Source organism: Nostoc sp. (genome assembly GCF_036917135.1).
Lineage (GTDB): Bacteria > Cyanobacteriota > Cyanobacteriia > Cyanobacteriales > Nostocaceae > Nostoc.
Genome location: NZ_JBALEA010000031.1, coordinates 198,230 through 216,418 on the forward strand (window position 1 = coordinate 198,230; position 18,189 = coordinate 216,418).

The 18,189-nt window shown below is 45.1% G+C and carries 16 protein-coding genes; 14 read left to right on the forward strand and 2 right to left on the reverse strand.

Going from position 1 to position 18,189, the window contains the following annotated elements; all coding sequences use genetic code 11:
* Positions 1–190 precede the first annotated feature (190 nt).
* On the forward strand, positions 191–2,431 hold the full coding sequence (locus tag V7K50_RS09515; protein ID WP_442944566.1) for an HD family phosphohydrolase: 2,241 nt from the start codon (positions 191–193) through the stop codon (positions 2,429–2,431).
* Between the two features lie 65 nt (positions 2,432–2,496).
* On the opposite strand, the gene V7K50_RS09520 is transcribed toward V7K50_RS09515, so the two are convergent.
* Positions 2,497–3,270, reverse strand: coding sequence for a sucrose-phosphate phosphatase (locus V7K50_RS09520; RefSeq protein WP_334959387.1), 774 nt, complete (start codon positions 3,268–3,270; stop codon positions 2,497–2,499).
* Positions 3,271–3,419: 149 nt separating this feature from the next.
* On the reverse strand, positions 3,420–4,862 hold the full coding sequence (locus V7K50_RS09525; protein ID WP_334959389.1) for a glycosyltransferase: 1,443 nt from the start codon (positions 4,860–4,862) through the stop codon (positions 3,420–3,422).
* Between the two features lie 702 nt (positions 4,863–5,564).
* Between V7K50_RS09525 and V7K50_RS30660 the strand changes: the two genes are divergently transcribed.
* The 13 genes from V7K50_RS30660 to V7K50_RS09585 all read left to right on the forward strand — a co-directional run bounded on the left by V7K50_RS30660 (position 5,565) and on the right by V7K50_RS09585 (position 17,949).
* Positions 5,565–5,654: a hypothetical protein gene (locus V7K50_RS30660; RefSeq protein ID WP_363318227.1), complete on the forward strand. Its 90-nt coding sequence runs from the start codon at positions 5,565–5,567 to the stop codon at positions 5,652–5,654.
* Complete coding sequence (locus tag V7K50_RS09530) at positions 5,641–6,216, forward strand: HdeD family acid-resistance protein (RefSeq protein ID WP_334959391.1); 576 nt, start codon at positions 5,641–5,643, stop codon at positions 6,214–6,216. Before V7K50_RS30660 ends, V7K50_RS09530 begins: the two co-directional genes overlap by 14 nt.
* A gap of 114 nt (positions 6,217–6,330) precedes the next feature.
* Entirely contained in the window at positions 6,331–6,894 is a 564-nt protein-coding gene (locus tag V7K50_RS09535; RefSeq protein WP_334700528.1) for a DUF3611 family protein, read from the forward strand.
* An 11-nt stretch (positions 6,895–6,905) separates the two neighbouring features.
* Positions 6,906–7,418: a DUF1269 domain-containing protein gene (locus tag V7K50_RS09540; protein WP_334700529.1), complete on the forward strand. Its 513-nt coding sequence runs from the start codon at positions 6,906–6,908 to the stop codon at positions 7,416–7,418.
* A 133-nt stretch (positions 7,419–7,551) separates the two neighbouring features.
* A complete protein-coding gene (locus V7K50_RS09545; protein ID WP_334959393.1) occupies positions 7,552–8,076 on the forward strand; it encodes a universal stress protein in 525 nt (174 codons plus the stop codon).
* A 22-nt stretch (positions 8,077–8,098) separates the two neighbouring features.
* The gene (locus V7K50_RS09550) at positions 8,099–10,510 is read left to right on the forward strand and encodes a phosphoketolase family protein (protein WP_334959411.1); all 2,412 of its coding nucleotides are present in this window, start codon (positions 8,099–8,101) and stop codon (positions 10,508–10,510) included.
* A gap of 50 nt (positions 10,511–10,560) precedes the next feature.
* Positions 10,561–10,926: an HPF/RaiA family ribosome-associated protein gene (locus V7K50_RS09555; RefSeq protein ID WP_334959395.1), complete on the forward strand. Its 366-nt coding sequence runs from the start codon at positions 10,561–10,563 to the stop codon at positions 10,924–10,926.
* Positions 10,927–11,129: 203 nt separating this feature from the next.
* On the forward strand, positions 11,130–11,651 hold the full coding sequence (locus tag V7K50_RS09560; RefSeq protein WP_334959397.1) for a rhodanese-like domain-containing protein: 522 nt from the start codon (positions 11,130–11,132) through the stop codon (positions 11,649–11,651).
* A 70-nt stretch (positions 11,652–11,721) separates the two neighbouring features.
* Positions 11,722–12,399, forward strand: a complete 678-nt coding sequence (locus V7K50_RS09565; RefSeq protein WP_334959399.1) for a DsbA family oxidoreductase — start codon at positions 11,722–11,724, stop codon at positions 12,397–12,399.
* A gap of 104 nt (positions 12,400–12,503) precedes the next feature.
* A complete protein-coding gene (locus tag V7K50_RS09570; RefSeq protein WP_334700533.1) occupies positions 12,504–13,037 on the forward strand; it encodes a DUF3122 domain-containing protein in 534 nt (177 codons plus the stop codon).
* A gap of 48 nt (positions 13,038–13,085) precedes the next feature.
* Positions 13,086–14,228 (forward strand): baeRF7 domain-containing protein, encoded by a 1,143-nt coding sequence (locus V7K50_RS09575; RefSeq protein ID WP_334700534.1) that lies wholly within the window; start codon positions 13,086–13,088, stop codon positions 14,226–14,228.
* A 206-nt stretch (positions 14,229–14,434) separates the two neighbouring features.
* Entirely contained in the window at positions 14,435–16,975 is a 2,541-nt protein-coding gene (locus V7K50_RS09580) for a plasma-membrane proton-efflux P-type ATPase (RefSeq protein WP_334959402.1), read from the forward strand.
* Positions 16,976–17,016: 41 nt separating this feature from the next.
* On the forward strand, positions 17,017–17,949 hold the full coding sequence (locus V7K50_RS09585) for a polyphosphate kinase 2 family protein (RefSeq protein WP_334959404.1): 933 nt from the start codon (positions 17,017–17,019) through the stop codon (positions 17,947–17,949).
* The last annotated feature ends 240 nt before the right edge of the window (positions 17,950–18,189 follow it).

The following is an 18,189-nucleotide window of genomic DNA, read 5'->3' on the forward strand; positions in this document are numbered from 1 at the left end:
TGTAAAGTAAGTTTTGTTGTAGATAAAATAGATTGGTCACTGATATCGATAATTGCCCAATTATAATGAACAAGCACTATAGTGGTGTAGTTTTTGGGGGTGGTGTTTGAGTTTATTTCGTAGGGATTACAGGCAAACTAGACCTAAGAGTAAGCGATCGCATCTAAAAAACCGTCTCTATTCTACTGGGATGTTTGTGTTTGTCGTACTATCTCTCTCCAGTGGACTAGGCTACCGTTTTTATAACCAACCAAAACTGGATGTAGGTAAGATAGCTCCCCAAACGCTTACCGCACCAAGTTCAGCCAATGTTGAAGATGTAAAAACAACAGAAGAAAGACGCAGGGAGGCTCGTAGCGGTGCTTCAGCAGTCTGGGTTGACGACCCAGTAATTAATGAGCAAATTCACCAAAATCTCCAGCAATTATTCACAAAAGGCAATCAAATCCGCGAAAATTTGGGCAATTTTCCCTTTGTTAAGACTTCAGTGTTGTCCACTGCTACACAAACTTACCTGCGACAAGCACCAGAACCTCAATGGCAGCAAGTATTACGAGGTTTGGATAAAAATAGCAATCTGACTGGTTTAAATTCTGCCCAGCAGCTAGCAGTGAAAAAACTGCGAACTTACCGAGAGTCTAACTCCTCCCAGGCTTTTGCTCAACTATTAAAAGCGATCGCCCAAGCTCGTCAGCGCTATAATATCAGCCTAAAAGCCCTGAGCGCGATGTCTAAAGACAACACGCAAAGCGTCTATGCTCAACCCGAAACCCTTTACGATGCCACTTTCTTAAACCTGTCTGATACAGATTGGCAAAAAACTCAAATCCAAGTGCGTCAAACTTTAGACCGAATGTTAGCACAGGGTATTTATCCAGGGTTATCCAAAACAAACCTGAACTATGCAATCGGGATGCAGGTGAGTGTTTCTGTGCCAGAAGCAGCACAATCTTTAGCAAGGCGATTGCTATCAGCGGCGATCGCACCTAATCTAATTAAAGATATTGAGCAAACCAAGCTGATTGCAGAACAAGCAGCCGAAGCAGTAGAATCGGCGATTGTCAGCATTCAAAAAGGTGAAGTTATCGTTCAGGCTGGAGCAAAAATTACCCAGGCTGATTTTGTTCTATTAGACCACTTTCACTTGAGTCAACGCGGAATCGATTGGCTGCATCTGATTCGTTTTAGTGGGATCGTGGGATTGGCTGTGGCTGTTTTCAAACTGGTAGAACGAAGGATTTACGCCAAATTACGACGAAGCGATTATCTCTTGATACTGCTCCTTACTCTCAGTGCGCCGTTGCTAATAATCTTGACCAAATCATTTACAGGCTTACCTGCTATTGGTTTGCTTGTTGGTAGCTTCTACGGTACTGCGATCGGAGGTACTGTTATGGGGTTACTAACGATATTGCTCTCAATGGGAACGGAACTTAGCTGGCATTATTTAGTACCTAGTGCAGCTGGCGGAATTCTTGGCGGATTGATGGCGGGACAATGGCGATTCCCTGGTAGAGAAGCACTGCGAACGCGAGAGGAATTAGCTACCTTGGGAATCTTAATTGGGTTGACGCAGGGAGTAGTTTATTTGTTGGTCAACACTGCGATCGCACCCCTTTGGTATGCTGTGCTGGGTGCAGCAGTCCTCAACGGTTTAGCAGGGTTAGTTTGGAGCATCTTAGCACTAGGTTTAAGCCCCTACCTAGAAGCTTTATTCGATCTAGTCACACCTATTCGTTTGGCTGAATTGTCCAATCCCAACCGACCTTTATTAAAACGCCTAGCTAATGAAGCTCCTGGAACTTTCCAGCACACACTGTTTGTCGCTACTCTAGCAGAAGCTGCGGCACGAGCATTAAATTGTAATGTGGAACTGGTTAGGGCTGGGGTTCTCTATCATGACATTGGTAAAATGCATGACCCTCTAGGATTTATTGAAAATCAAATGGGAGGTATTAATAAACACGATGTGATTAATGATCCCTGGAAAAGTGCCGAAATTATCAAAAAGCATGTGAGCGAAGGGTTGGTAATGGCTCGTCAACACAAGCTACCGAGCGCTATTCAGGCATTTATTCCCGAACATCAAGGAACCATTTTAATTGCGTATTTCTACCAACAAGCACAGCAACAAAATCCTGAAAAAGTTTTACACGAATCAGATTTCCGCTATGACGGTCCCATTCCCCAATCCAAAGAAACGGGGATTGCTATATTGGCTGATGCTTGTGAGGCGGCATTACGCTCCCTCAAAGATGCAACCCCAGAAGCAGCACTGACAATGGTAAATAAAATCTTGAAAGCACGTTGGCAGGATAATCAGTTGGTAGATTCAGGGTTAACACGGGCAGAGATGTCTCAAATTGCTCATATTTTTGTCCAGGTTTGGCAGCAATTTCATCACCAACGGATTGCCTATCCTAAACTTTAGATATTAGCTAAGGCTACTCCTGGATTTCCAAAGTGCGATAGAGTTAATTTGGAATAGGTTGCGGCCTATGGTGGCGCGTAGCCCATCACCCTCCAACTATTAGGAAATGGCAAAATATTAAAATAAATTAATCCTTCAAGAATACCCGCAGCGCCAGGGTAGTGAGCTAAAAAGTGCCAAGGGTAATGTGTCTTGTAATACCACCATAGAAGTTCTGTTTGGGCATTACCAACGATAATCCCAGCTGATGGCTGTTGAAATAAACTGATGTCATTTCCAGAACCTCCACAGATAACGGTTGCATCTGATTGTGCTTGCAGCAATTCTTGCAGATATGCAGTTGCTTCACCTTTGTTACTGTTCTTGGGTATGATATCAACGTCTCGCCCATTGCTGAAAATCACCTCCGCTTGCAATCCAGTAAAAGTTAACAAATCCTGCAAATCATGGATAACCTCAAGCGGCGCATCCATATCTAGGCAAAAGCTTAATTTATAGGGGGTTTGTTCGCTGTCGGGTTGAGGTATCAGTGCCGGAAAGTAACTAGCAATTGTCCAAACTGCATCCCAATCCCAATCTCTTGAAATTTGATTTGCCCAATCTTTTTCTAAAAGCACACCCTGTTGATAAATTTCAGTACCTAAACTGGTGATTAAATAATCGGGTTTCAAAAGCCGTGCTTTTGTTATCACTCGACGGCTAGAAGCATAAGAACGACCAGTAACATAGACTAAGTAAATCTGATTGCGTATAGCTTCTAGCCTTTGGTTTAAAGCAGCAATAGCTCGATTGTTACCAACCAAGGTATTATCTAATTCAATCACCAAAAGCAGTTTCATATTTGTTTGTTTTCACTAAAACAGTACAGTTTTGATAAACCTCTTTCCCCCTGCTCCCGTTCGACTCCGCTCGGCACAAGTCACGGCAAGCCTGCTCCCAGCAACAACTGCGCCCTTAATTATCTGTCTTTAACCGGCAACGATATCATTTAACTGGTTGCCCACTGCACAATGCCATTAGAAAAAGAGTCAATTAATTTTTCTAGAGCTTTAATTTCATTGGATTTCAAAACTTTGGACTTCAACAAACTTTGGATTTGTCTTTCCAAATCTGGAGTTAACTTTTTAGTTTGAATAATTTCTTGAACAAATGTATCAAGTGTTAAAGATTGATAGAGTTCCTGAACTTGGGTGGCAACTCCCTGAGTGCTAAAACGAGACTGAATCCAATTTTGTGCAGCATTGCCATAGCTCTCTTTGAGAGTCGGGTTTTGTAATAAACTGTGAATAGCGATCGCCAATGCCTTAAAATCACGAGGAGGAACTAAAAATCCAGTTTCACCATGCACTACCGTATGCTGCAATCCTCCCACATTACTAGCAATTACGGGTATTCCGGCTGCCATTGCTTCAATCGCCACTAAACCAAAAGGCTCGTAGTAACTCGGTACAACGCAGATATCCCCTGCGGCATAGTAAGCAGGTAAAAGCGCTTGAGAAATTCGTCCAGCGAAAACTGTAACTGCTTCCAATCCCAGGTCGTTCACCAAAGTTTGAATGCGTTGTTGTTCTTTGAAGTCTGCTCCATCTTCACGGCTACCACCAACTAGATAGAGTTGAAATGCTGAAGGCAAATTGGCGCAAGCTCTTACCAGGGTTTCAACTCCTTTGAGGGGGTCAAAACGTCCTACATACAAGATTATCTGAGAATCTGGAGCAATTCCCAACTGTCGCCGAGCAACTTCTTTACTTATAGAACCAAAGTGTTCAGTATTAATTCCGCAAGGAATGACTTTAATACGACCATGTTGCGAAATGAACTGACGTAAATCTTCCGCTTCTTGAGGGCTAGTGGATATTACATAATCTGCTTGTTCTAAAATAGCCTTCTCCACACAATTACGAATTGCAGCAATCTGCGGCGGATTCTCCACATTACGGTATTTAACTGCCCCTATAGAGTAATAGGTATGAACTTGGGGTAGTCCCAATCGAGATTTAAGTTCTAATCCTACCCAAGCAGAAAGCCAATAGTTAGTGTGAATCAAGGCATAGCTGCGCCCTGTTCGTTGTTGAAAATTCAGCCAGGCATCTACAAATTCTGGTAAATATTCAAATAAATCGTTTCTAGTAATGAATTCTGCTGGGCCAGCATTTAAACGAATAGTGCGACACCCTGGTGCTAATTCCACAATTTCTTCTTGGTCGGGGTATTCGCGTCGGGTAAACATATCAACCTGACAGCCGCGTTTTGCTAATGCTAATCCCAATTCTCGCACGTAGACATTTTGACCACCTGCCCCTTCTTTACCAATTTCAGCTGTCGGGTCGCCATGAACTGAAATTAGGGCATAAATGGGTTGAGAATTTGGCGTTTCTGAAACAGAATTTTCTAGAGATTTAACTAAATTTAAAGAAGTAAGAGTATTCATAATCAAAATTCACTATGGTATGTGGTACAAAAATTCACAGTTAGGTAAGTTGGAGAAAAATTTATTTATTAAGTTACCTATCATCGAAAGAAACGTGTAAAAACCTTCTAGGAAAAATAAACGAATGGCTTCTACTTGATTTTTGATGATTTTGAGAGCATTCTGGAAGAGAATCAATTAATAACCGTATTGCTTCATGAATTGATATTTGATTATCTACTGCATAAGCTCTAAGCTTGCGATACTCTTTGTTAGTAATAACAATATTGGAAATATTTATTGAGAAAGGGGACATAAAAATTTCCTGAAAACTGAAATAAACTTACCAAAATGCTTTCGTTCCAAGATGTTACATTTTAGAAGTTGAAATATCGGTTAAATATCGGTGAGAAATCGGTTACTAATAAAAAAATGCTATCTAAATTAATTTCTATCTCATTTGAAAATATCAAATATCGAATTAAGTCTGGAAATATCAAAATAAGGGTTTGAAGCCACAAGCAATTATCAACAAGTCATATTTAATGTTTTAGTTGATGTATAAATTATACAAATTCTGATAAACCATTCAAAAGCGGTAGATGAAATTGAACTTATTTACCTAGCAAGATAGAGGAAGTATTCGATGTTTTCTGTTCTAGTGAAAAACTAGGGAACTAATCAGGAATTTTGCGGAGGTCGAGAGTTAATCAACAGAAAGTGATGAGCGAGTGCAACGGTGAAGAAATTCTTCGAGAACTCTGCGGTCATTTAAGATTTGATTCAAAAGGAGATCAACATGAGAACTATTGAGCCTGAAACTGATGAGCAAGTTGTTAGCTCTGGATGGACAACCGCGATACCCTTGGTAGCCGTAGGCATCGCTATTCTCATGATCCTGTTGGGCGTCATTGCGATCGCCTTTCCCTTCTTTGCCAGCGTTGCTTCAACCTTAGTATTTGGCTGGGTATTTATCTTTGCCGGAATTACTCAAATCGTTTATGCCTTTCAATCGAGAGGTGCAGGTAAAGTCGTCGGGAAGCTGATTCTCGGTCTTTTGTATCTCTTGGCTGGAATTTTAGTAGTGGTAAATCCGCTAAAAGGGGTGCTGGCCTTGACGTTAGTGTTGGGCATTACCATTTTTTTGCAAGGCATCATTCAAGTGTCCATTGCATTTCAAATGCGCCGGATTTCACCTAACTGGGGATTGATGCTGGTGAGCGGAATCATCGGCATTATTTTCGGTATTTTCGTTTGGTCTAACTTTCCGTTTGGCGCAGTTTGGCTAATTGGCACTTTCATTGGAATCAATCTCTTGTTTGATGGAGTTTGGATGCTGACTCTGCATTCAGGACAGCGACGCACTTTACAGTAGAGACTCAGAGCCGCACCGCACACAGCAGGACTAGTGGTATGCGTTTGTCGAGTGTGCCTCACAGTTTGACACACCTGCTATTTTTCAAAGCCAAGATTTAGAGAGCAATGCCTTATGTCTACCTACCTAAAATCACAATCTCATCCTTCAGAGAGGCAGCAAGCTGCTAGTTTACTGCAATCGTTGGGGTGGAGTGGGTTTTGGATACAGTTTGTTTTAACCATTGTTTCTCTTCTGATTTTAGGGTTCGCGATTCTCGATCCGACTCTCAACCTCAATCTCAAATCAGGGATTGGTTTGCTGTCCGCAATTGGGGGAATTGCGGCTTTAGGCTTAAGCATTTACTGGTTCTTTCGTTACGTTCATCTTGGGCAACAATTGTCAGCCCCGGAACCAGCTTTACATCCTAGCCGCAAAGAAATAATTCAAGTTTTACAACTAGGAGTTGTAGTTAACTTGGCAGCAATGTTAATGACGTTAGTCGGCATCGAAACAATTGTTGGAACATTGCTCCTCAAAACGCTTTCAGTTCCGCAAGGAGCCGCTATCTATCGGACAGGGCAATTGATTGAGCCAATTCATATTTTTGTTGTACAAGCAAATATCTGTATGATTGTGGCTCAATTTGTGGGAATTGGAATTCCATTTTGGCTTGCAAGTCGTGTAGAACACCATTAGAAAATAATACTATGAGTGACTTAATTGTGATTGGGTTTAATGATGAATTTAAAGCGGACGAAGTGTTGCTCAAGCTGGCAAAAATGCAGAAAGAGCATTTAGTTGACTTGGAAGATGCCGTCGTCGCAGTCAAAAACCACAAGGGTAAACTCAAAGTTAAGCAAACTCTGGATTTAGTGACAGCAGGAGTCGCAGGTGGAAGTTTTTGGGGATTGCTGATTGGGTTGCTGTTTCTCCATCCGTTGTTGGGTGTCACCGTTGGCATCGTCAGTGGGGCGCTTTCAGGTGCATTAACTGATGTTGGAATTGATGACGACTTTATCCGAGAATTGGGCAAGACTCTGGAGCCTGGAACCTCTGCTATCTTTATTCTTGCCCGCAAAGTCACTCCAGATAAAGTTCTAGAAGAATTAAAACCCTTTGACGGCAAAGTGTTACGAACTTCGCTCTCGAATGTCGAGGAAGCAAATCTCAAAGCGGCTTTAGCAAAGGTTCAAACTGAGCAGGAAGTTCAGGTAGGATAGCCTCACTTTTTGCGACGATGCTCCGCCCCGCCTTCTGGCGATGACGTAACCGCCCGATAGATGCGATCGCCACATACTTGGTTGCAATAGTTGCAGATTACTTTAAGTGAGATGAACCTGAAGGCTCGAAACAATGAACTTTAAACGCATTCTGGTTGCCATTAATCATTCTCCTTTAACATCCATAGTGTTCGATCGGGCACTCAATTTAGCGCAGCAAGAGCAAGCTCAATTGATGATCCTTCATTGCCTTGTAGACTTTACTGCGATCGATCCAGGATTCCAGCCAGGTGGGACGTTTGGACTCTATCCGATCAACACTGGGTTTTCTCCATCACTCCGCGAGGAAACACTTCAGCTAGAGATTGAGCAGGCAAAAGCTTGGTTACAAGAATACTGTCATCAGGCAACTGCTCGAAATATTTCAACTGAATATCAACACCATTTTGGTGAGCCAGGGGCAACGATTTCTAGTGTTGCTCAAGAGTGGAATGCCGATCTGATCGTACTGGGTCGGCATGACCACTCAGCGATGGGCTACGCCCCGCTGGAAGCGATCGCAGAGTTTTTCGTAGGTAGTGTCAGCAATCATGTAGTCGATCGTGCGAATTGTTCTGTTTTAGTCATAAAAGATACAAATCCTGATAAAGATAAATAAAGAGGGAAGAACCGTGAAAGCAATTGATCGGACTAGCGTATTAGCCTTAGACATTGGGCAATCAACCATAAAAACAAAGACCCTTTCTCCAGAATTACTCCACAAGATAGATGCCTACTGGCGTGCCGCCAACTATCTGTCAGTTGGGCAAATTTATCTCTACGACAATCCATTGCTGAAGGAGCCTCTAAAACTCTCCCACGTCAAACCACTGGTGGTTGGACACTGGGGTACGACACCGGGACAGAACTTCATCTATGTACACTTGAATCGGGTGATTAAGAAATATGACCTAGATATGCTCTACATCGCTGGCCCCGGTCACGGAGGCCCAGCAATTGTGGGTAACGTTTACCTCGAAGGTACCTGGAGCGAAGTTTATCCCAACGTCACTCAGGACGAAGCTGGGTTGAAAAAGCTGTTCACGCAATTCTCATTTCCTGGTGGGATTTCCAGCCACGTTGCGCCGACAACGCCGGGGTCAATTCACGAAGGGGGTGAGTTGGGGTACTCCCTCAGTCATGCTTTCGGCGCTGCTTTCGACAATCCCGATCTGATTGTCGCTTGCGTCATCGGCGACGGGGAAGCGGAGACAGGCCCCTTAGCGACCGCATGGCAGTCCAACAAGTTACTCAACCCAATTACCGACGGTGCCGTGCTGCCAATCCTGCACCTGAATGGCTACAAAATCAACAACCCAACTGTGTTAGCTCGCATCGAGCATGAGGAGTTAGAGCAATTTCTCCGAGGCTGCGGCTGGACACCTTACTTTGTGGAAGGCGACGAGCCGGAAAGGATGCACGAACTTATGGCCAGCACTCTGGACAAGGCGATCGCAGATATTCGGCAAATCCAAAGCAATGCACGGGACAAGAACGATATGACTCGCCCGCGCTGGCCGGCGATCGTCCTGAAATCGCCCAAGGGCTGGACGGGGCCAAAAGTCGTCGATGGTCTGCAAATCGAAGGCACATCGCGATCGCACCAGGTGCCGCTACTGGTGAACTCCGAGCATCCCGGCCATGTCCAGCAGTTGGAAAGTTGGATGAAAAGCTACAAAGCAGAAGAACTGTTCGATGAGGATGGCCGACTCCTGCCAGAATTAGCTGAACTAGCCCCGAAGGGCGATCGCCGCATGGGTGCGAACCCCCACGCCAACGGCGGTATACTGCTGCACGACCTGCAAATGCCAGACTTCCGCGACCACGCGGTGTATGTGCCTTCACCTGGTGCCGTTGACGGCCAAGATACCCTCGTACTGGGCCAATTCCTGCGTGATGTAGTCAAGCTGAATCAGCGCAATTTCCGCATCTTCGGCCCAGATGAGACACTCTCGAATCTTTTGGGCGCGGTGTTTGAAGTCACTAATCGTCAGTGGGACGCACGGGAAGAAAAAAATGATGAATTCCTCGCGCCAGCCGGACAAGTACTAGACTCGATGCTCAGTGAACACCAGTGTCAAGGTTGGTTGGAAGGCTATTTGCTAACTGGACGGCACGGGCTGTTCAACAGCTATGAGGCGTTTATTCGCATCGTTGATTCGATGTTCAGCCAGCACGCCAAGTGGCTAAAGGTAACATCGGAACTGCCCTGGCGACGACCGATCGCATCGCTGAACTATCTGCTTGCCTCCCACGTCTGGCAGCAAGATCATAACGGCTTCACGCACCAAGACCCCGGTTTCATCGACCACGTAATCAACAAGAAAGCCGATATCGTGCGTGTGTATCTGCCACCCGACGCGAACTGTCTACTATCGGTCTTCGATCACTGCTTACGCAGCCGACACTACGTGAATGTGGTGGTTGCTGGCAAACACGCGCTTCCGCAATGGTTGAGTATGGAGGCGGCGATCGTGCATTGCACTGAAGGCATTGGCATCTGGCAATGGGCTAGCAACGACCAGGATACCGAGCCGGATGTGGTGATGGCTTGCTGTGGAGATACGCCGACGTTAGAGATTTTGGCAGCCGTTTCCATCCTGCGGGAACATCTGCCGGATCTGAAAATTCGGGTAATTAATGTCGTCGATCTGATGAAGTTGCAGTCCGAGAGCGAACACCCGCACGGACTGAGCGAAACGGATTACGATTCGCTCTTTACCAAAGACAAGCACATCATCTTTGGCTTTCATGGATACCCCTGGCTGGTGCATCGGCTAACCTACCGCCGTACCAATCGCAATCTCCACGTCCGGGGCTACAAGGAAGAAGGCACGATCACAACGGCTTTTGACATGAGGGTGCAAAATGACCTGGATCGTTTTCATCTGGTGCAAGACGTAGTGGATCGTCTGCTGCATTTGGGTAGTAAAGGAGCCTATCTCAAGCAGATGATGCAGGATAAGTTGATCGAGCATAAGCATTACATCGACAAGCACGGCGAAGACTTACCGGAAATCCGCAATTGGAAGTGGGGGGCAGGAAATAATTAGGTCATTCCATCTGAATATTAAGCCAATCACAATTACAACAGGAGAACATCGTGCAAATCCAAATCCATACCGGCCATAACATCGAAGGTCACGAAGCACTAGCCACTCAGGTTAGTGGTGTAGTGGAAGAGAGCCTGAGCCGATTCAGCGATCGCATCACTCACGTTGATGTTCACCTGAGCGATGAGAACAGCGACAAGAAGGGCGGCGATGACGATATGCGCTGCATGATAGAAGCCCGCCTCAAAGGATACCAACCCCTTGCGGTAACACATCAGGCAGCGACCGTAGACCAAGCCGTTGACGGGGCTGCTGATAAATTGACCAGATTGATCGATAGCACTCTCGGACGGCTGCACCACCAAGAAAATCACAGAACTGACCCACCTCTATCTAGCTCAGTTAATAGTCAATAAATTTTCCGAGGAGTCAGAGATGAATGGCACTATGAAAAGATACGGCCTCTGCTCTGACTGGAACAAGCCTCTAGGCTGGGAACGAGACTACACAAGCCTTTGGGTTTTTCTTAGTGCCATTCGAGTTAGAGATGAATGCACAAGACCTGAAAGGAAATAGATCAAATCGGCTCAAATTTTTACTGGGACTTTAGGAGAAATTTATGAGCTTTAAGAAATCAATTCAGACCATATTACTGGGTTTTGCACTATGTTTTTGTCTTTTGGTTGGCATTGGGCAAAAGCCGATTCTCGCAGCAACTCTCGTAGAAACTAGACCAATCTTTCAAGAAAAGATGCAAGCAATGTCTCAAAAAACCGTGAATCTGGAATCAGCAATCGATCGCTTTCTCACATCGATTCCACCAGGCTATTACACGATCGCTAGTGTGGAAGGGTTAAAAAACCTATTAAAGAACCCTCAAACTGTGTTGGTGGATGTGCGAGAACCCTCTGAGTATAAGTCTGGACATATACCTGATGCAATCAATATTTCGCTCCGAACCTTGACTGATAATCTAGATCAAATTCCACGCGATCGCCCCGTAGTGTTGTACTGTTCCGCCGGTTATCGATCGGCAATGGGGGTAATGACGCTGCACCTATTGGGCTATGAGAATGTCCAGGGATTTCCACCTAGCTTTACGGGTTGGCAAGCCGCAGGAGAAGCGATCACCAAATCATGACTGTGCAAAATTCGACGGGAGAGATTGAGAAACAATCTGCACGGAAACCAATCCCCACACTGGAATAACAATGGAACCCATTCGTATCTTTTACTTTTCCGATGTTCTATGCATTTGGGCTTATATTGCTCATATCCGTCTGGATGAGTTGAAAACAACCTTTCAAGACCAAATTGCGATTGAACCCCACTTCGTCTCTGTCTTTGGTACTGCTCATGAAAAACTGGAGAACGGATGGCGAGATCGGGGAGGATTGCAAGGATACAGTAATCATATTCAGGAGGTTGCGAAAAAGTTCGATCACATCACCGTTCATCCTGATATTTGGGCTAACTTTACACCACATTCATCTACATCCTGTCATTTGTTTCTCCATGCGATTCAACTACTAGAAGCGAAGGGTTTGGTAGACCAATCTCAACAGGTATTTGAAAAAGCAACCTGGGCATTTCGGGAGGCGTTTTTTACTCAACTGGCAAACGTTTCTGACCGCAAGGTGCAATTTCAAATTGCGGAGGAGTTAAGACTGCCGATCGCTGGTATCCAAGCTCAGATCGATAGTGGTGAGGCTTATGCCCAGTTATCCAAGGATTTTGAATTAGTCAAAGAGCATACAGTTACAGTCAGCCCCACCCTGATTTTTAATGAAGGACGACAGAGACTCAACGGCAATGTGGGCTACAGAGTCATCGAAGCCAATATTCGGGAGTTACTACACAATCCTCCGGGAGAACAATCCTGGTGTTAGGGATGTTGGGCGATCGCCTATAGGTAATGCACAACAACAATTAAGATTAAAACCCCAAAATTTATTCTGGAATGGCTAGAGACTTTAACTTTATGAGGACTCTTATGATCAACTCTATCAGCTTTAACAGGTCTAAAATTCGCCTGATGCGCTGGATACTGGCTGCTTTAATCTGCGTTTTACTGGTTGTCGGAAGTCCCTTATCCGCTTTTGCATCTGTGACGCAAATCGAAGAATATCCAGGGCAAATGCTCTACCAATCCCGGCAAACCCTGCGAGATCAGGACGGAAACTCCTGGCAAGCGATCGCCTTTAAGCGCATCCATCCAGAAGGTAGTGCGATCGTCTCCCTGCGATTAATCGGCTTTTATGGTGGGGCAAAATTAGATCGCACTCAACCACTTACCTTGACAACATCCCTGGGGCAAACTCTGACCGCCAAGGATATTTCTAGCGAAATTTCTCAGGACACACCAACCCCAACGAACGTTGGAGAATATGACATTAAGCTTGCCCTACCTCAGTTACAGGCGGAGATTCCCCTGCAATTGACATTACCAACCATCGACGGTGAATCCGTCAGCTTATCTGTTCCCTCTGCTGCAATTCAGGAATGGCAAACCCTTACTAGCCATTGATTAAAACCTGATACAAGCTTGAGCAAAAAATTTACTGAGAGGTACATCATGAACTTATTAACTATTGATGAATTAACCACTTTAACCACAGCATCAAACTCGACGTGTATCTCGATCTATGCGCCAATGGAGCGTTTAGGAATCGAAACCAAGCAAAATCCGATTCGATTAAAGAATTTGGTTCGACAAGCTGAAGAAAAATTGCTGGCGCTAGGACTACGTGGACAGGATGCCAAAGAGTTGCTGCAACCCATCCACGAACTAAATATAAATGATGACTTCTGGCAACATCAAAGCGATGGACTGGCAATTTTTCTATCTCCCAATCAGTTCCGCTACTACTGTTTACCGATCGCTTTCCCTGAATTAGCGGTAGTTGGCGATCGCTTCCACATCAAACCACTACTGCAACTAATGTCAGGGGATGGGACGTTTTCTGTTCTAGCCTTGAGCCAAAACCAAGTTCGGTTATTTCAAGGAACCCGTTATCACCTGGATGAAGTTGAGTTAACGGATGTACCGACCAACATTGCAGCAGCCTTGCAGTACGATGATCCCGAAAAAAGCCTCCAAGCACATACAGGCTCATCAAAAGGCAATAGTGCGATTTTTCATGGACAAGGAGCCGGAAACGAAGATCACAAAAATGATTTATTGAGTTACTTTCGCCAAGTTAACAATGGTTTAGAGTCTTTCTTCAAAAACCAGCAAGCACCGCTAATTTTGGCAGGAGTTGATTATCTATTGCCGATTTATCACGAGGCAAATACATATTCCCACTTGCTACCCGATGGTATCACTGGTAATCCAGAAACTTTGACTCTAGAAGAACTGCATACCCAGGCTTGGCAGATTGCACAACCCTATTTTGATCTTACCAAAGTATCAACAATTTCCCATTACGAGGAACTACAAGGTAGCGAAAAAACGGCTAATACTATCGAAAAAGTTGTAACTGCCGCTTATTTCCAGCGTGTTGAAACCTTGTTTGTGCCTATTGATAAAACTGTTTGGGGAATATTCGATCCAGTGAGGAATTCCATTCAGATTCATGCTCAACAGGAAACAGGTGACGAAGATTTACTCGATCTAGCGGCACTACATACGCTGACCAATGGGGGAACGGTTTACGCCGTAGAACAGGGAGATGTACCTGAACATAAAGCGATCGCTGCTATCCTGCGCTATTAAATAATTCGTAATGGGCTACGCCCCGCTACGCCCCGCTACGCCCCGCTATGCTAACGTAATTCGTAATTCGTAATTAAGTCTTGCGTTAGCGAGTCCGCGTACTCCTACGGAGAAGCAAGCTACGCGTAGCGTCTCGTAGAGAGCGTCTGGGGATTTGAACCCCCAAACTTTGTTAAAAGCCGATTTGCTCATAAAGGCGTGATCTCATGACTGTATCTACCGATCAAGAAACGCTTTCACATCTATCGTTAGAAGCACTACAAAAGCAACTGACTACTTCCAATCAGGGATTGAGCAAAAAAGAGTCACTGCAACGGCAATCAAAAGGTGGCTACAACGAGTTACCCGAAACGACCATCAGCCCAATCATGCAATTCCTATCGCACTTTTGGGGGCCGATCGCTTGGATGATTGAGGCGGCGGTGATTCTTTCCGCAATAGTTGGAGACTGGGTTAATTTTGGCATCATTTTGCTACTCCTAATTGGCAACGGAGTAGTGGGTTTTTGGGAAGAGTTTCAAGCGGGTAATGCGATCGCTGCTCTCAAGGCAAAATTAGCACTCCAAGCACGGGTGAAACGAGACAACACCTGGACGCAGATCCCTGCCCGCGAACTGGTTCCTGGCGACCTGATCCGGTTGCGTCTGGGCGATATTGTCCCCGCAGATGTGCGGTTTTTATCAGGCGATCCGGCACAGGTTGACCAATCGGCGTTGACGGGGGAATCACTACCCGTAGAATGCCAAGTGGGAAGTGTGCTGTACTCCAGTTCTATCCTCAAGCAAGGAGAATTGGATGGCATTGTCTATGCCACTGGAGTTAATACTTACATGGGCAAAACTGCCCACCTGGTAGAGTCTGCCCAGACAGTCAGCCATTTTCAACGAGCAGTATTAAAAATTGGCGATTACTTGATCGTGATTGCCTTGGTGCTGGTGGTAGTGGTGTTCATGGTAGCGCTGTTTCGGGGCGATCCCTGGCTGACTACCCTACGGTTTGTCTTAGTTTTGACAGTAGCCTCCATCCCGGTAGCAATGCCAACGGTGCTGTCAGTGACAATGGCAGTAGGAGCGCAAAAACTGGCGAAAAAGGAAGCGATCGTCAGTCGGTTGGCGGCCATTGAAGAGATGGCTGGCATTGACATTCTCTGTTCCGACAAAACGGGTACTTTAACTCTCAACCAGTTAACTCTGGGAGATCCTTTCTGCGTGGGCAATACGGCTCCAGAATCGCTGATCCTCAACGCCGCCCTTGCTTCTCGTGATGAAGACAAAGACCCCATTGACCTGGCAATTCTCGCTGGTTTGAAGCCAAATCAACCTCTAGATGCTTACCAAATTGTCCACTTCCAGCCCTTTGACCCCGTGGGGAAACGTACCGAAGCCACCGTTGAAAGTGGTGGCGATCGCTTCCAAGTAACTAAAGGTGCGCCCCAAGTGATTCTGGCGCTCTCAAAAAATGTCGCTCAGGTGCAGCCGCAAGTGGATAAAGCGATCGCCGAGTTTGCCAAACGCGGATTTAGATCGCTGGGGGTTGCCCGGACTGACGATGGTGAGAACTGGCAATTTTTGGGCGTACTACCGCTATTTGACCCACCCCGCAGCGACTCCCAACTGATGATTCAGGCAGTGAAAAAGCTGGGAATTGACCTGAAAATGTTAACGGGAGATCAACAGGCGATCGCTCGTGAAACTGCTCATCAACTAGGTCTAAAGGGAGACATCCTCGATGCCAGTTTGCTAGAAGCAGCCGCACCTCACGAAACTGGACAAGTTAGCGATGCGATTGAAGCCGCCGCCGGATTTGCTCAAGTCTTCCCGGAACACAAATACGATATCGTCGATGTCTTGCAGCAACGGGGGCATCTCGTGGGCATGGCTGGCGATGGTGTTAATGATGCCCCTGCCCTCAAAAAAGCTGATGCCGGAATTGCGGTTTCTGGAGCCACTGATGCCGCCCGCGCCGCCGCCGATATTGTTTTGCTCACACCTGGACTTTCTGTAATCGTAGAGGCGATTCAAGAAAGCCGCCGGATATTTCAGCGTATGAACAACTACGCTATTTACCGGATTACCGAAACCATCCGGGTTTTGTTGTTCATGACCCTTTCCATTGTGGTTTACAACTTCTATCCCGTCACCGCCATCATGATTGTGCTACTGGCATTGTTGAATGATGGTGCGATCATCTCCATTGCCTACGATAACACCCGTGCCGCCAATCGCCCCGAAACCTGGAATATGCCCATCGTCTTGGGACTGGCAACTGTTTTGGGGGTAACTGGGTTAGCCAGTTCTTTTGGGATGTTGTATTTGGGAGAACGGTACTTTCACCTCGATCGCAGCATTCTGCAAACGCTAATTTACCTGAAACTCTCCATTGCCGGACATCTCACCATCTTCGTAACGCGCACTAAGGGGTCATTCTGGTCGATTAAACCAGCCCGAATTTTGCTAGCAGCCGTCCTGGGAACTCAAATACTCGCAACCCTGATTGCAGTGTATGGCATCTTTATGACCCCTCTCGGATGGGGTTTGGCAGGTTTTGTCTGGATTTATGCGTTGATCTGGTTTTTGATTGCAGACTGGGTAAAACAACGTGCCTACGGCGTGTTTAATCATGCTAAACCCGTCTATGTAACACGGGGTTTAAGACGGTTGAATCAATGGTTTTCTCATAAGCCTTTTTCCCACGTAACCCAAGCTGATATCTCTAAGCGATCGCCGTCAAAGAAGAATAAACCATGAGCTTACCCAAGATATTAATTTAATATTTTAGAGTTAAAAGTATGACCGATAAACATAACCACACTGATTCATCCTTAAACCCATTTCCCATCGAAAAGCTTGACGATTTGATTCGTCCTTTTATTGTGCCACCAGAACGAAAAATTTCTCTTGCCAAAGACTATGACCCTGCTTACAAAACCGATCACCTCAAAAAGTCGAAAGCTAAAGGTCAATTAAAGGAAGGTATTGAGGCGTTAGCTGAATATCAGGATGTTCTCTATGCCGAAAACACCCATGCTGTGCTAATCATCTTTCAGGCTATGGATGCGGCTGGTAAAGATAGCACTATTAAACATGTGATGTCGGGCATTAATCCTCAAGGATGTCAGGTACATAGCTTTAAAGCTCCATCTACGGAAGAGTTAAATCATGACTATTTGTGGCGATGTTCTAAGGCTTTACCCGAAAGAGGAAGAATTGGAATTTTTAATCGTTCTTATTACGAAGAAATTTTAGTAACAAGAGTGCATCCAGAAATCCTAGAGCAGCGACCGATCTCTGTTAGTGTAATTGATAATAATATTTGGAAGCGCCGCTTTGAAGAAATCAACAACTTTGAGAAACATCTGGTTAATAACGGGACGATTATCCTCAAGTTTTTTCTCAATGTATCTAAGGAGGAGCAGAAAGAACGTTTTCTAGAAAGGATTAATCGCCCTGAAAAGAATTGGAAATTTTCTGTGAATGATGCGAAAGAGCGTAGCTTTTGGGATGACTATATGACTGTCTATGAGGATATGTTCAATCACACCAGTACAAAATATGCTCCTTGGTACATTATCCCCGCCGATCGCAAATGGTTTACTCGTCTAGTTGTGGCAGGTATCATTTACACGCAGTTAAAGGAATTGAATCTCAAATATCCAAAGGTCAGCGAAGAACAATATCAAGGACTTTTAAATGCGAAGGAAATTCTGGAAAGCCAGAAATAAGGATGAGAATTGGTTGATATTAGCGATCGCTATTCCTGTGAGTCGTGATTTTTAGGCGATCTCTCTTTTGCTCTTAATATATCGTATATTAGGTATTGGAGCCTAGATCAAATGTCTAGACTTTTAAACTTCATGTAATTACTACAAGAATTTAACCGTGATTACAAATGCTAGTAGCCTTACCCTTGGCGCTCTCCGTCAAACTTTTGGCTTGAGACTCGACTCTAGCGATCGCTTTTT